Source organism: Streptomyces malaysiensis subsp. malaysiensis, from assembly GCF_040653035.1.
Lineage (GTDB): Bacteria > Actinomycetota > Actinomycetes > Streptomycetales > Streptomycetaceae > Streptomyces > Streptomyces malaysiensis.
This window is the reverse complement of sequence record NZ_JBEZNG010000002.1, coordinates 371,667-386,130: the sequence shown is the minus strand read 5'-3', so window position 1 is coordinate 386,130 and position 14,464 is coordinate 371,667. Positions and strand designations below refer to the sequence as shown.

The 14,464-nt window shown below is 71.8% G+C and carries 13 protein-coding genes; 1 reads left to right on the top strand and 12 read right to left on the bottom strand.

The window, feature by feature from the left end; translation table 11 throughout:
- Positions 1-99: 99 nt before the first annotated feature.
- Entirely contained in the window at positions 100-750 is a 651-nt protein-coding gene (locus AB0E24_RS05875; protein WP_359375048.1) for a GntR family transcriptional regulator, read from the top strand.
- A 105-nt stretch (positions 751-855) separates the two neighbouring features.
- On the opposite strand, the gene AB0E24_RS05870 is transcribed toward AB0E24_RS05875, so the two are convergent.
- The 12 genes from AB0E24_RS05870 to AB0E24_RS05815 form a co-directional block, all read right to left on the bottom strand.
- On the bottom strand, positions 856-1,932 hold the full coding sequence (locus AB0E24_RS05870) for an MSMEG_0565 family glycosyltransferase (RefSeq protein ID WP_359375047.1): 1,077 nt from the start codon (positions 1,930-1,932) through the stop codon (positions 856-858).
- Positions 1,929-2,765 carry a carbon-nitrogen hydrolase family protein gene (locus tag AB0E24_RS05865; protein ID WP_069862864.1) on the bottom strand — a complete coding sequence of 279 codons (837 nt, stop codon included), beginning with the start codon at positions 2,763-2,765 and terminating at the stop codon, positions 1,929-1,931. Before AB0E24_RS05865 ends, AB0E24_RS05870 begins: the two co-directional genes overlap by 4 nt.
- Entirely contained in the window at positions 2,762-3,610 is an 849-nt protein-coding gene (locus AB0E24_RS05860) for a carbon-nitrogen hydrolase family protein (RefSeq protein ID WP_069862866.1), read from the bottom strand. Before AB0E24_RS05860 ends, AB0E24_RS05865 begins: the two co-directional genes overlap by 4 nt.
- The gene (locus AB0E24_RS05855) at positions 3,607-5,040 is read right to left on the bottom strand and encodes an MSMEG_0567/sll0787 family protein (RefSeq protein ID WP_359375046.1); all 1,434 of its coding nucleotides are present in this window, start codon (positions 5,038-5,040) and stop codon (positions 3,607-3,609) included. Before AB0E24_RS05855 ends, AB0E24_RS05860 begins: the two co-directional genes overlap by 4 nt.
- 1 nt (position 5,041) lies before the next feature.
- Positions 5,042-6,133 carry an MSMEG_0568 family radical SAM protein gene (locus tag AB0E24_RS05850; RefSeq protein ID WP_359375045.1) on the bottom strand — a complete coding sequence of 364 codons (1,092 nt, stop codon included), beginning with the start codon at positions 6,131-6,133 and terminating at the stop codon, positions 5,042-5,044.
- 11 nt (positions 6,134-6,144) lie between these two features.
- Positions 6,145-6,675: an MSMEG_0572/Sll0783 family nitrogen starvation response protein gene (locus AB0E24_RS05845; protein ID WP_167499651.1), complete on the bottom strand. Its 531-nt coding sequence runs from the start codon at positions 6,673-6,675 to the stop codon at positions 6,145-6,147.
- 41 nt (positions 6,676-6,716) lie between these two features.
- Positions 6,717-7,532, bottom strand: a complete 816-nt coding sequence (locus AB0E24_RS05840; RefSeq protein WP_359375044.1) for an amidohydrolase family protein — start codon at positions 7,530-7,532, stop codon at positions 6,717-6,719.
- Between the two features lie 10 nt (positions 7,533-7,542).
- Complete coding sequence (locus tag AB0E24_RS05835; RefSeq protein WP_359375043.1) at positions 7,543-8,877, bottom strand: MSMEG_0569 family flavin-dependent oxidoreductase; 1,335 nt, start codon at positions 8,875-8,877, stop codon at positions 7,543-7,545.
- 218 nt (positions 8,878-9,095) lie between these two features.
- Positions 9,096-10,046 (bottom strand): hydroxymethylglutaryl-CoA lyase, encoded by a 951-nt coding sequence (locus AB0E24_RS05830; protein ID WP_359375042.1) that lies wholly within the window; start codon positions 10,044-10,046, stop codon positions 9,096-9,098.
- Positions 10,047-10,208: 162 nt separating this feature from the next.
- On the bottom strand, positions 10,209-11,006 hold the full coding sequence (locus AB0E24_RS05825; protein ID WP_147966366.1) for an enoyl-CoA hydratase/isomerase family protein: 798 nt from the start codon (positions 11,004-11,006) through the stop codon (positions 10,209-10,211).
- Position 11,007: 1 nt separating this feature from the next.
- Positions 11,008-12,270 carry a CaiB/BaiF CoA transferase family protein gene (locus AB0E24_RS05820; RefSeq protein WP_359375041.1) on the bottom strand — a complete coding sequence of 421 codons (1,263 nt, stop codon included), beginning with the start codon at positions 12,268-12,270 and terminating at the stop codon, positions 11,008-11,010.
- A 36-nt stretch (positions 12,271-12,306) separates the two neighbouring features.
- Positions 12,307-14,463 carry a hydantoinase B/oxoprolinase family protein gene (locus AB0E24_RS05815; protein WP_347233473.1) on the bottom strand — a complete coding sequence of 719 codons (2,157 nt, stop codon included), beginning with the start codon at positions 14,461-14,463 and terminating at the stop codon, positions 12,307-12,309.
- Between the last annotated feature and the right edge of the window lies 1 nt (position 14,464).

Here is a 14,464-nt window from a genome sequence, read left to right as displayed (position 1 = left end):
AATTGTTCGTCAAGTTATCTCACCCGTTTGTCGGATTGTCTAGCACCCAGCGGATACTCTGTGCACCCCCAGACTTCACCCACGACGCGAAGGACCCACATGTCGATCCAGCTCGTAACCCAGTCCGTCGGCGACGCCCTCGTGATGTCGCTGCGGGAACGGATCCTCGCGGACGAGATCACCGCCGGCACGGCGGTGACGGAGGCATCGGTCGCCACGGAGTACAAGGTCGCGCGGCAGACCGCGAAGGCCGCCATCGAACGGCTGGTCGGCGAGGGCCTGCTGGAACGCACCGCGCACCGCAGCGCCCGCGTCCCGATGCTCGATGAGGCGCGCGTGCGGGACCTGTACTTCGCCCGTGGCGTGATAGAAGTGCGGGCCTACGAACTGCTGGCGGGCAGGCGGCTGCTGACCCCCGAAGCCCTGACGGCCCATGAGGCGTTCCGGGAGTGCTCGACGAACTCGGACGTGGCGGCCCTGGTCCAAGCGGATGTCGCGTTTCACCGTGCGCTGATCGACAGTCTGGAGAGCGACCGCCTCTCCCGCGCACACAGCGTGATCATCAATGAAATACGGCTCTGCCTCGCCCAAGTGCAGAACGCGCACCTCCTCGCCCCCGCGGAGATCGCCGAAGAGCACCAGACGATCATCACGGCCATCCGCGACGGCGACGTTCCCGGAGCCGGCCAAGTGGGCCTGGAGCACCTCGAGCACGCTGAGCGGAACTTGCTGGCACACCTGCGCGGATGACCTCCTCCTCCGGAGGGGCCCCTGGCCGGGCCACGAGACGGCAGCGGACTCGCGCACCGCGCCCGGACCCGTGGTTTCGGACTGCCGCCGATGTCCCCGTCCCGCTCAGCCGAGCGTGCGATAGAAGGCCAGGTGCCGCTCGGCGGCCGCCTGCCAGGTGTGACGGGCGGCGAGCTCGCGGCCCCTTGCCCTGCGGGCCGGATCGTCGGCCGTGAGCGCCGCGCCGAGTTCGCTGGCCAGACCGCCTGGGGTGTGCGCGAAACGGGCGGTGTCGCCGTACACCTCGCGCAGGACGGGCAGATCGCGCACGACCAGCGGGACGCCCGCGGCGAGCGCCTCCATGGCGGCGAGCCCGAAGCCCTCCTTGACGGAGGGGAAGGCGAACGCGCCGGCGGCGGCCACCAGCGAAGGCAGTTCCTCCTCCGCCACCTGGCCCAGCACGACCGGCTCGACGCCGAGCTCGGCGGCCCGGGTCTCCCAACGGGCCCGGTAGTCGCGGTAGTCGAACAGTGTCTCGCCGCCCGCGACCACCAGTCGCACATCGGGACGGGCGGCGCGCAGCGCGGCGTACGCCTCCAGCAGGTCCAGCGATCCCTTGCGGGGTTCGATGCCGCCAACGGTGAGGACATAGCGGCCGAGCCGGGAGCGCCAGGCGGCGCGGGCGTCCGGGTCGGTGGTGGCGAAACGTTCGTTCGCCACCCCGTTGGGGATCACGGCCGGGGACAGTCCCCATCCCCGCGCCAGTTCCCCGGCCACCGACCGCGAGACACAGATGTGCGCGTACGGTTCCACGATGGCCCGCTCGTGGCAGGCGGCCAGTTCGGGCGTGGTGAAGTGGTCGATGTGGTGGACGGTGCGCACGCAGCGCCCGACGGCGTTGGCGCTGATGCAGTCCTGGGCGTGGACGATGTCGTACGGCGCCGGGTCGAAGGCGTCGTGGAGGGTGGCGATGGAGCGCAGGACGCGCTCGCCGACGGTCTCGTTCCGCGGGCCGTCCGGGAACGGCACGATCCGCAGCCGTACCGCCGGGTCCACGGGCCGGAAGAAGCCCGCGTCGCCGCCCCGGCCCAGCGTCCACACCGTGACGTCCTGGTCCGCGGCCGCGAGGGCCTCGGCGAGGGCGAGGGTGTGGACCACCCCGCCGCGCGGCTTGGTGGAGTAACTCAGCAGGGCGATCTTCACGACGAGGTCTCCCGGTAGGCGGAGGGGCGCAGTTCGCCGAGGTGGTGCAGGGTGCGGCGGGCCCGGTCGACTTCGGCGGAGACGTCGACCTCGGCGACCGCGAGTCCGGCCTTGGCCCAGGTGCGGGCGAGGATGTCGCCGCCGGGGCCGACCACCTTGGCCTGGCCGAGGAAGCGCATGCCGCCCAGGGCACCGGTCTGGTTGGAGGAGGCGAGGACCACCTGGTTCTCCGCGGCGCGGGCCTGGTCGTACAGGTCGAAGAGCCTGGCCTGGCGGTCCTGGGCCATGCGCGGGGCACGGTTGGTGATGCTGGTGGGCCACGCGGACAGGCAGGCGAGGATCTCGGCGCCGTCCAGGGCCAGGGAGCGGGCCGACTCCGGGAACGTCTTGTCGTAGTCGATGAGCATGCCGATCCGGCCGACCGGGGTGTCGAAGGCGTCGAAACGGTCGCCGGGGGCGTAGGCGGCGGCCTCGCCGGCCGGCAGGTGGACCTTGCGGTGGCGGCCGAGGACACCGTCGCCGCTGACACAGACGGCCGCGTTGTAGCGCTCGGTGCCGCCGTCCTCGCGGTAGCCGACACACACCACCATCTCGGCGGCCAGCCGGGCCACTTCGAGGATGAGCGGGTCGTCGGGCTCGAGCGCCGGGGGCAGCACATCGGGGTCGGGGTGGCGCAGATCGGCGAGGTAGCCGCCGAGCGCCGCGTCGGGCAGCACGAGCAGTCCCGCACCGGATCCGCGCGCGTCGTCGATGACCTTGGCGATACGGGCCAGGTCGAACTCCAGGTCGCGGCCGAAGTGGGCGGCCGCGGCCGCGATCCTGACGGTGCTCATACGGTCGCCGCCGCCGCGGGTGTGTAGGCGTCCTGGCGCCGGTCGCGCAGATGCCCCATGGACCTGCGGGCGGTCCGCAGGGCCTGTGCGACATCGAGTTCGGCGACGGCCATCCCGGCCGGGACTCCCGTGTCCGCGAGGATCTCGCCGCCGGGGTCGACCACCTTGGCGCTGCCGACGAAGCGCAGCGACCCGAAGGTGCCCGTCTGGTTGGCGGAGAGCCATACGATCTGGTTCTCCAGGGCGCGGGCCCGGTCGAACAGGTCGAAGCGGCGCTTCCAGCGGTCTTTCGCCAGATCGGCGGCGGCCTGGGTGCGGGCGCCTGGCCAGGCGGACACGCACACCCCGATCTCGGCGCCGTCCAGCGCCAGCGCGCGGGCGGACTCGGGGAACGCCTTGTCGTAACAGATCATCATGCCGATCCGGCCGACGGGGGTGTCGAAGGCGTGGAAGCGGTCCCCGGAGGCGTAGCTGGCGTCCTCGCCGAGCGGCTGGTGGACTTTGCGGTGGTTGCCCAGGACGTCGCCGCCGGTGACGCAGACCGCGCTGTTGTAGCGCCGTCCGTCCGTGCCCGCCTCGCAGTAGCCCGCCACGACCGTCATCTCCCCCGCCAGGGCGGCCAGCCGGCGGATCTCGGGGCCGTCCGGGGCGAGGGCGGGCGGGCCCTCGTCGGGTTCGGCGCCGTCGAGGCTGAGCAGATAGCCGCCCAGGCAGGCTTCCGGCAGGGCGAGCAGCCGTACGCCGTCGGCGCGCGCCTCCTCGATCAGCCGTTCCACGGTGGCGAAGGCGCCCTCCAGGTCGCGGCCGAACTCGGCGGCGACGGCGGCCATGCGCAAGGCGGTCATGCGGGTCCCATCCCGGTCACCGTGGATGTGACCGCTTCGGTGATGTCTCCGTCGGGCCAGCGCAGCCCGACGCCTTCTCCTGTGCTCAGCTCCCCGCACACGGCCCCCTCGGCGGGCCCGGCCGCGAGCGGTGGCGCGCCGGGCGCGTCGGCGGTGAGCATCGCGAAGCCGGGAAAGCAGGTGAGCCAGTCGCCCATGGCCGCCTCCCGCGGCCGGGGGACTGCTGCCACGTCCAGCACGGCCCGGCAGCCGCTCGCCTCCGCGAGCATGCCGAGGGTGCCCACGACGCCGGCCATCGACACGTCCTTGGCCGCGGCGGGCCGGGCGGCCGCCACCGCGCCGGTCATCGTGCGCAGTTCGTCCGCACGGCGGTGACTGGTGGAGTCCCACTGGCGGCCCCGGTACCCCGGGCGCCAGGTGCCGCCGAGGTCCGCGGTCAGCCGTACGGCGTGACCGGGGCGCCCGCCACCGCCCGGCACCGGATGCCGGGTTCGGCCCAGTGCGGTGACGGACAGGGCCGCCGGAACGCCGAGCTGGGTGTGCCCGCCCAGGACGGGGACGCCGTACGCCTGCGCGGCCCGGCTCAGCCCGGTCAGGACGCGGGCCGCGTGCGCGGCGTCCGGGGCGCCGAGCGCGTCGAGCAGCCCGACGGGTGCGGCCCCCATGGCGGCCAGGTCGTTGACGTTGACCAGGACGGCGCACCAGCCCGCCCAGTCCGGGGCGCGTTCGACCATGGACGGCACGATCGCGTCGCATGCGGCGACCACGTCGGTGCCCGGGACGGGCGCGCCGTCGTCGCCGATGAAACCGGGTGAGGCGGTGGCGAGCGGGTCGAGCAGCGGGCCGAGGGCCGCCTTGGCGGCGGACGCCTGCGCCGCGATCCGTCCGATCGGCCACCGCATCAGCACATGCGGCGAGCCCGCGGCCGTGACGTCGCGCACGCGCCGCCAGCCGAGCCGCCGGAACAGCACCTCGTTGCGCGTCTGGACGGTGGCATCGAACCGGAGCGCGCCTTCCGCCTCGGCGCGGGCGCAGGCCGCCCGGACCAGCGCCGCGCCGACGCCGGCCGAGCCGCGGACGGCCGGGGCGACGACCAGGCGACCGCCCTGCCACCAGCCGATGTCGGGGCCGTCGGTGGCCGGGCCGAGCCGCACTCCGCCGACGACCGTGCCGTCCCGGCCGCGGGCGATGAGCACGAGCGTGCGCGGGTCGGTGTCACGCTCGTCGAGGTCGTGTCCGCGGAACAGTCCCTGCTCGTACACGAAGGCGTCCCGGCGCAGGCGCCGGTAGGCGCTCAGATCGGCCGGCCCATCGGCCTCCGCGATACGGAACGCGGGCTGCCGGGCGAGGGTGCTGCGGTCGCCGAGCAGGGCCAGGATGTCGGGGGCCCGGCCGGAGACGGGTGCGGTGGCGGATCCGTCGAGGTACATCTCAGCCGCCCGCCGACTCGAGCACGCCGCACGCCCCGCAGGCCGCGCAGCCGGCCCTCTGGTCGGCGCCCTTCATCCCGGCCGCGCGCAGCTTGGCCGCGACGCCCTCGGTGACGTAGGCCAGTTGCTCCGCGCTCGGCGCGGGGACGCCGTCGCGGGCCGCGAGGGTGCCGCGCATGGGCCGGAAGGGGACGACGAAGGGGTATACGCCCCTCTCGATCAGCCTCCCGGCGCCCTCGATGAGTTCGTCGGGGTCCTCACCCAGCCCGACCAGCAGATAGGTGGAGACGCGGTTCGGGCCGAAGACGCGTACCGCCTCGTCCCACGCCCGCTCGTAGTCGGCCGTCGGGACGGTGGACTTGCCGGGCATCCAGCGCCGGCGCACCTCGTCGTCGAGCGACTCGATGTGGATGCCGACCGCGGTGGCTCCCGCGTCGCGCAGGGCACGGATCCAGGCGAGGTCACCGGGCGGCTCGCACTGCACCTGGACGGGCAGGCCGGGAACGGCGTCCAGCACCGCCCGCACCGAGCGTACGAGGGTGCGGGCGCCGCGGTCCTGGCCGGTGGTGGTGCCGGTGGTCATGACCATCTGCCTGATGCCGTCCAGCCGCACGGCGGCCTCCGCGACCTCGGCGAGCTGGGCCGGGGTCTTGGCGGCCACCGTGGCGCCGGAGCGGAGGGACTCCTCGATGGTGCAGAAGCGGCAGCGGTCGGCCTCGGCGTAGCGGACGCAGGTCTGCACCACGGTGGTGGCGAGGACATCGGCGCCGTGCAGACGGGCGATGTGCTCGTAGGGGATGCCGTCGGCGGTGCTCAGGTCGTAGAACCGCGGCCGTCGTACGGCGGTCAGGGTCAGGCCGGTGTCCTCGTCGCCGAGCCACACCCTGCCGTCGCGGACCCGGTAGGGGCTGTCCGGGTTGGTGGGGAGCGCGGCGTTGGCACCGTCGACGAGGACGTGTCCGTCGTCGCTCGGGCCCGCGCCGTCCGGCCGCCGCACGGGGGCGTCCAACGCGACTCCTCGCAGGGCGAGTTCGGCGCGGGTCATGATCCGCACGTCCACCGCCGTACCTGTCGTTCCGGTGCCAACGCTCACGTCGTGCCCCCTTACAGCTGGTAGGTGGAGTTGATGATGGCGCCCTTGCGCGCGTAGTGGATCAGTGCGTCCTGGACGTCGAGCGGATGGGTGGGGATGACCCCCTCGATCAGGTCCTCCTCGCGGGCGCCGTGCAGCGACAGGCCGAAGCGGCAGCAGTACGCCTTGCCGCCCTCGGCGATGAACGTCTTGAGCTGGTTGTTGATGTTGTGCTCACCGGGGAAGGCGGAGTTGCCGGTGGTCGGGAAGCCGCGCGTGGCCAGGCAGTTGAGGGAGCCGGGACCGTAGAAGTAGATGGCGGTCTCGAAGCCCTTGCGCAGGGCGCGGGTGGCCTGGAGGACGGCGACGAAGGACACCGACGACTCATGCGCGATGCCATGGACGAGGGTGAAGTAGCTCTCGCCGTTCTCGGCCCGGTAGTCGGGGAAGACCTTGGTGGAACCGTAGATGCTGGAGCCCTCGGGCAGCGAGGGGTGCGGGATCTCGTGGAGTGACTTCTGCTCGACGTCGGTGAGTTCGGCGGTCGCCGGGGTCTCGGACACGCGTGTCTCCTTGGTGTGACGCATCAGATGGGTCGGGTCGGTCAGTCGTAGAGCGCGGCGAACGTGTCGCGGAAGACGAGTTCGCCGAGGGCGCCGCCGCCGGTCGCCGCGGCCATACGGGCGTACTCGCCCGCGAAGTCGCCCCACGGCTGGTCGCTGGCGAAGAGCACCCGGTCGTGGCCGATGCCGCGGCGCTCGATCTCCTGGGCGAGCCAGCGGGGCGTGAAGCCGATGGCCCAGGAGAGGTCGGTGTAGACGCGCTTGCCGACGGTGATCCAGTCGAAGAACCGGGAGCCGGCGAGCTTGATGTGGCCGCTCATTCCGCCACCGAAGTGGACGAGGTGGACGGGCACGTGGTCGGCGTACCGGTCGACGAGATGGCCGACCTCGTCGATGTCGGAGGCGGCGCCCGGGGAGGTGTGCACATGGACCACCAGTGAGTGCCGGGCGGCTTCGGCGAAGATGTGGTCCAGCAGCGGCCGGCAGGCCGGGTCGGTGGGGCGGCCGCCCAGCAGGAAGCTCAGCTTCAGGGCCTTCACGCCCCTCTCCCTCGCCAGTTTCAGCGCCCGGGTGGTCCTGGCCTCGTCCTCGGGGCGGGGCGAGACCCACAGTCCGGCTCTGATCCGGTCGTCGCTCTGCGCTGCCTCGACGGCCAGTTCGTTGAAGGAGAACGCGACGGCGGGGTCCGGCACCCCGTAGTTGGGGATGACCAGGGCGCGCTCGGTACCTTCCGCGTCCAGGTCGGCGATCAGCTGACCGACCGTGGCGCGGGCGGTGGTGTCGGGGTTGACGGGCGGGCCGCCGTAGAAGGGGTGGGCGGGCAGGACGCCGATGTGGCGGTGTGCGTCGAAGACCATGGCGGTGCTTTCAGCCGACGGGGAGTGCGGAGGCGAGTTCGAGCGGCGCGCCGGTGAGGGTGGAGCAGACGTCGGCCGTGCGGCGGGCGGCGTCGATATGGCCGGCCAGGAACTCGGCGTCCCGGCCCACCGCCTCGAAGCGCCCCGAACCCCATGAGTGCTGCCAGGGCAGGCCCAGGAAGTGCAGGCCGGGAGCGCTGGTGGCGCCGCGCCAGTGCATCGGATAGCCGCGCCCGTCGAAGACGGGTGCCTCGATCCACCGGTGATCGCGACGGAAGCCGGTCGACCAGACGACGGAGGTGATACCGGCCGCCGCCAGGTCCAGGCGGCCCGGCTGCCCGGAGGGTTCCCACACCGGTACGTACCGGGGCTCGACGGGAGCCGGGACGCCCCTCGCCTCGATGTACGCGTCGATGGCGTCCTTGATGCCCTCGGCCACCGCGTCCGCGTGGTCCAGGTTCGCCTTCAGATCGTCGGCGAACTCCAGGGTGGTGCCGCGGATCGTGGTGAGCCGTCCGTACAGCCGCATGCCGTCGCGGGCGAAGGCCCGCAGATCGATGTCGCGGCCCCCGTCGCGGCCGGTGACGTAGTGGTTGACGCGCATACGGACCGCGTCGGCTTCGTCGAATTCGTCGATGGTCCTGGTGTAGTGGCCCATGTCGTCCAGCCAGGCCACACAGTCGCGGCCCCGGTAGAACCGGGCCACGCGCGGTGCGCTGCCCACCGCGAGATGGACCTGCCGGCCGGCGAGGTGCAGATCCTCGGCGATCTGGCAACCGGACTGGCCGGTGCCGACCACCAGAACGCCGCCTTCGGGGAGCTGGGCCGGATCGCGGTAGTGCGAGGAGTGGATCTGGTGGATGGCGTCGGGCAGTCGCTCGGCCATCCGGGGCACGGCTGGCGCGTGGTACGGGCCGGTGGCGACCACCACCTGGTCCGCGGTGCAGTCGCCGTCGGACGTGGTCAGCTCGAACACCCCGCTCGCCGCCCGGCGCAGCCGGGTGACGGTCACCCCCTCCACCAGCGGTGGCCGGAAGAAGGCCACGTAGTCCTCCAGGTACCGCACGATCTCGTCGCGGACCATGAAGCCGTCGGGGTCGTCCCCCCGGTAGGGGAAACCGGGCAGTTTGCACTGCCAGTTGGGGGTGACCAGGCAGAAGCTGTCCCAGCGGCGCTCGCGCCACTCGTGTCCCACCCGGTTCGCCTCGATCACGATGTGCTCGACACCGCGCCGGCGCAGGCAGTAGCTCATCGACAGGCCCGCCTGTCCGCCGCCGACCACCGCGACCGGGAAGTGGGCTCCACGGACGTGGGCCCCACGAACGTGGAAATAGCTCTCAGGCATGAAGTCCTCCAGGCGAGGCGCCGAGGTGCTGACACCTCACCGCTGCTTGTGGGGACCACTTCAGCCAGGGGCCATTGCCGAACCGAGTCATCCGGAATAAAGCGGAGTTACAGACTCCTCACCACCTGCGACAGTGTGTGTACGCTGTGTTGCCTCAGAGGCAAAGCGAAACCCATCGGGCCGCCCGGCCGGAAGTCGGCGTGAGCGCCGGGTGGATGTCAGGCGAGGGCGGTGACGACGCGGGAGGGGCTTGGGCGCCCGAGGTGATGGGCCATCCACCGGCTGGTGGCCGCCAGCGCGCTCAGATCGACCCCGGTGTGGATGCCGAGTCCGCGCAACATCCACACCAGGTCCTCCGTGGCGAGGTTGCCGGTGGCGCTGCGGGCGTAGGGGCAGCCTCCGATGCCACCGGCCGAGCTGTCGAACTCGGTGACGCCCGCCGTCAGCGCGGCATGCACATTGGCGAGGGCCTGGCCGTAGGTGTCGTGGAAGTGGAGGGCGGTCCGCTCCAGGGGGATGCCCGCTCCCCGTACGGTGTCGAGGAGTTCCAGGACATGGCCGGGGGTGCCGGTACCGATGGTGTCTCCCAGCGACAGGGACGTGCAGCCCATGTCGAGGAGCCCGCGGGCGACCGAGGCGACCTTGCGGGGCTCCACATCGCCCTCCCAGGGGTCGCCGAAGCACATCGACACATAGCCGCGCACCGGAAGGCCCGCGGCGCGGGCCCGGCGTACGACGGGTTCGAACATCGCCAGCACCCCCGCCATGTCCCGGGCCAGGTTGTTCTTCGCGAAGGACTCCGTCGCGCTGGCGAAGACGGCGATCTCCCGGGCACCGGCGGCCAGGGCCCGCTCCAGACCCCGTTCGTTGGGCACGAGCACCGGGAGGCGGATGCCATCGAGGGGGCCCACGGCGGTGAGCACCTCGTGCGCGTCGTCGAGTTGGGGTATCCACCGGGGGGAGACGAAGCTGGTGACCTCGATGGTGGTCAGGCCCGCCTCGACGAGCCGCCGGACGAACTCGGCCTTGACGGCGGTGGGGACGCGTACGGCTTCGGCCTGGAGGCCGTCGCGGGGGCCGACCTCGTAGATGCGGACCTGTTCGGGCATGCCCCGCTGGGGAGCGATGCGGGGCAGTGCGTCGGTGGACGAGGTGGTCTCGGATGTCATGGCGTCCCCGTCAGGCGGTGGGAAGGGCGAGGGGGGGCGGCCACGCGGAACGTCGCGGGCGGCGACGGGCGTCGGGCGACGGCGGACCGGCGGACCGGCGGACCGGCGGACCGGCGGAATCGGCGGGCGACGGTCGGCCTGCGACGTTCCTGCGTGGATCCGTCATACGGGAGGCTTGCCGACGTTCCGGCGGGAGGGGAAGTCGGGCGGACGGCGTTCGGCGAACGCGGCCAGTCCCTCATGCGCGTCCGGGGAGGTGAACGCCCGCTGCCCGTACAGCGCCTCACTGTGGAACGCCTGGTCCTGCGGGAGGTCCCCGAGGCGCAGCACCGACTCCTTGATCGTCTCCAGGGCGGTGCCGCTGCGGGCGGTGAGCCGGTGCGCCCGGTCCATCGCCGCCTCGAGCAACCGGTCGGCCGGCACCACGGCGTTGAGCAGGCCGTACCGCAGTGCGGTGGCCGCGGTGATCCGGTCGCCGAGCAGCATCAGCTCCATGGCCCAGACGTAGGGGATCTGTCGGGTCAGCCGGGTCAGGGTGCCGCCGGCCGGGACGACTCCGACACCGCTTTCGGGGAGCCCGAACTCGGCTGTGTCGGCGGCGATCCGCAGGTCCGTGGAGAGCATGATCTCGAACCCGCCACCGAGACAGAGCCCGTTGACCGCGGCGATGACCGGCTTGAACAAGGTGGTGTGTTTCTGGTGGGCACCGTCCCACCAGGAGATGTCGAACCGCCCCTCGGCGAGCGCGGGGATCGATTCGGTGAGATCGGCGCCGACGCAGAAGGCACGGTGCCCCGCGCCCGTGAGGACCGCGACGCCGATCGACTCATCGTCGCGGACCTCGTCGAAGGCCGCTCCCAGCTCCTCGTACATCGCCAGGGTCAGTGAGTTCAGCTTCTCCGGCCGGTCGAACCGGATGAGCGCGACCGGTCCGTCACGGTCGAGGGTGATACCGCTCATCTCAGACCACCCCCGCCTCGCGCAGGGCGCGGATGCGTTCCTCGGAGAGGTCCGCGAAGGCGCGCAGCAACTGGTCGGTGTGCTCGCCGACCTGGGGAGCGAGCCCCCGGGGCCGGGCCGGGGTGACATCGAGTTTGACCGGTGAGCCGACCATGCGCAGTGGACCGAATTCCGGGTACTCGACGTCGACGACCATGTCCCGGGCCTGGATCTGGGGATCCGCGATGACCTCCCCGATGTCCTTGATGGCGCTCAGCGGCACGAGGTCACCGGCGAGTTCCTCCAGTTCCAGCTTGGCGCGATCGGCGAACCACCTGTGCAGCAGCGGCCGCACCCGGCGCTCGTAGACCTCCGGGGTGAACCGCTTGGCCATCGTGTCGATCTCCGGGTCGGCCGCCAGCTCGGGTTCGCCGAACATCTCGCATGTCAACCGCCAGAACTTGTCGGTGTAGCCGCCGAAGAAGACGAAGCCGTCCTTGCACGGGTAGAGCTCATAGGGTTTGACGAACGGATGCTCATTGCCGAGGGGAGTCGGTACCTTGCCCTCGACGGTGTGCGAGACGACCGCGTTCTCGGTCAGGCTGAGCACCGAGTCCTGCTGGGAGATGTCCACCAGCTGCCCCTCGCCGGTGTGCTCGGCATGCCGCAGCGCGGCGAGTGTGCCGATCACGGCGTAGAGCGTGGCCGACAGGTCGCCGATGATGGTGCCGACCCGGACCGGCGGGCGGTCCGGGAAGCCGTTCATCGACCACAGACCGCCCGTGGCCTGCGCGCTGTTGTCGTACGCGGGCTTGCGCCGGTACGGGCCGGTCTGGCCGTAGCCGGAGATCGCGGTGTAGACCAGCCGCGGATTGACCTTCCGCAGCTCGTCGTAGCCGACGCCCAGCTTGTCCATGGTCCCGCCACGGAAGTTCTCGACCAGGACGTCCGCGCGACCGGCGAGCGTGCGCAGCAGCTCCTTGCCCTCGGGCCTGGACAGGTCCAGGGTCATGCCGAGCTTGTTCCGGTTGTACTGGGCGAAGAACGCGCTGAACGCCTCGCCCCCGGGCGACGTCAGCAGCGGGGGAAACTCGCGCGCATAGTCCGGGTCCTTCGGATTCTCGATCTTGATGACCGTCGCTCCGAGGTCCGCGAGCATCATCGAGCAGAACGGCCCGGCGACCACCCGTGTGATGTCGAGGACCACGACCCCGCGCAGCGCCCCGCGTGCGGGACCGCCCGGCAGGACGGCACCGAGGTCGAACCCGGCGTTGAACTCCGTCACGCGACCACACCTCCTTTTTCGAATACCGCTGTGGAATCAGCCGGCCGTGGCGGCTTCGACCCGGATGCGCGCGTCGAGCAGGGTGCCGCAGCGCGGGCTGTAGAACTCCTCGAGGAGCACCCGCTGTCCGTGGCCCCGGGGGCGTACCCGGACGCCGTACTCGCCCAGCCGATCGGCGGCCACCCGCGTGGTGACGATGGCGTCCTGCCGCCAGTCGTCCTCGGTGCTGATCAGGGCACCGCTGGCCGGGCAGTACCAGCCGTCCGCGGCACGGCGGGGCGCGGACGCCCCGGCGGCGGCGTCGGCGGCGACCGGCGCGGTCGGCTCCCCGCCGATCCGGGCGGCGCGCATCGCCTCGCGTGCGCGGGCCGTCGCGGCGGCGTCCACGGCACCGTCGGCGAGCACCACCCCGTAGACGGCGGACGCCGTGTGGTCGGTGATGTACGCGTCCCGGACGTCCTCGGCGACGCGCCGCGGGTCACGCAGGAGGGGGTCTCCGTACCCGCCGCCACCGGCGATCCACTGCACGAAGACATCGCCGGCCGAGACCTGAACCGAGGACTGGTTGATGGCCAGCGGGTCCCGTGTGTCGCAGGCGAGGCTGTCGTCGGTGGGCACGGTGCCCGCGGCGAGCAGCCCCGCGATATTGGACCGGCGCAGGATCTCGTGTCCGCTGCCCCCGCCGGGAAGCCCGCCGCCGTATCCGTCGGCGACCACCTGGGCGCTGGGGGCGAACACGGTCTGCATGGCGGAGGGCGCACCGTGCAGGGTCCAGGCGAACTCCAGCCCCAGACCGCCGCGGTGGGCCCCGTGCCCGGCGCTGGCGATGTTGAGCCGCTTCCACAGGTAGAGGACGGGATAGAGCATCTCGTTCATCTCGACGTCCGGGAGCATGTTGTTGACCTGCGTCATCATCCCGGCGCAGTCCAGACCGTCGGTGTCCGGCTGGGCTCCGGCCCCCATGCCGCCGCCGTCCATGTTGAACAGCACGAAGTACTCGCCGTCGTCCGAGGTCCCGGCCGAGATGCCGCCGGTCCAGGAGTCGGCCCACACACCCTGGGTGCGGCCGCGGACGGTCTCGTCCGCGCTGCCCCGGCAGGCGTCGTTCATCAGCTTGGTGACCAGCCGGCTGACGCGGGCGCCGGTCGTCAGGTGTCCGTTGCTGATCGGCGCCGGGGGAGTGGGGTTGACGATGGAGCCCGGCTCGGCGATGACCTCGAAGGCGGTCATGACGCCCTCGTTGAACGGCACGTCCCAGGCGAGGATGGGCACGACGGCCGTGGCGACGCTGCCGACGAGGGCTCCATAGCTACAGTTGACGAAGCCGTCGGTCTGCTCGCTGGATCCGGTGAAGTCGAACGTGATCTGCTCGCCCCGTTTGGTCATGGCGCAGGCGACGCGGTACAGCTCATCGGCATGGCCGTTGTGCTCGGTCCACTCCTCGGCCGTGTACGTTCCGTCGGGGATCTTCGCGACGCGGTCGCGGACCACCTGCTCGGCCAGCTCGAAGCTGAGCCGGGTGTACTCGCGGAAGTCGTCGAGCCCGAACTCCCCGATCGTGGCGAGAAGCCGCTGGATCCCGGTGTTGTTGCTGGCCACCAGGGAGCGCACATCGTTCCAGAACAGCGCGGGCACCCGGACGTTGTTGAGCAGGATGCGCCGCACCCATTCGACGGGCTCGCCCTTTTCGAAGATCTTCACCCCCGGCGGGAGCCGGAGCGCCTCGCTGTAGCAGTCATGGGCCCCGGGGGCGAAGCCGCCCGGTGTCATACCGCCGACGTCGACGAGATGGGCCTGGGACTGCGCCCACCCGATCAGCTCGTCACCGTGGAAGATCGGCGAGATCACATTGGTGTCCGGCGGGTGGCTCGCACCGGCGGTGTGCGGATCGTTGCAGATGAAGGCGTCGCCGGGGGCGAGCGGCTCACCGGCGATCTCCCGGACCAGATTCTGCACGGCGACGCTGCCGGAGCCGATGTGGAACTGGACGTAGTCGGAGTAGGCGTAGATGCGGCCGGTCGGGTCGAACAGCGCGGTGTTGAAGTCGCCGGCCTCGGTGATCACCGGCGAGCCGGACGAGCGGATCATCGCGATGCCCATCTCCTCGACGATGGAGTCCAGACGCATGCGGATGACCTCGAGCGTGACGGGGTCGAACCCGGCGGGAAGCCGGCCGGTGGCGGATTCGGTCATG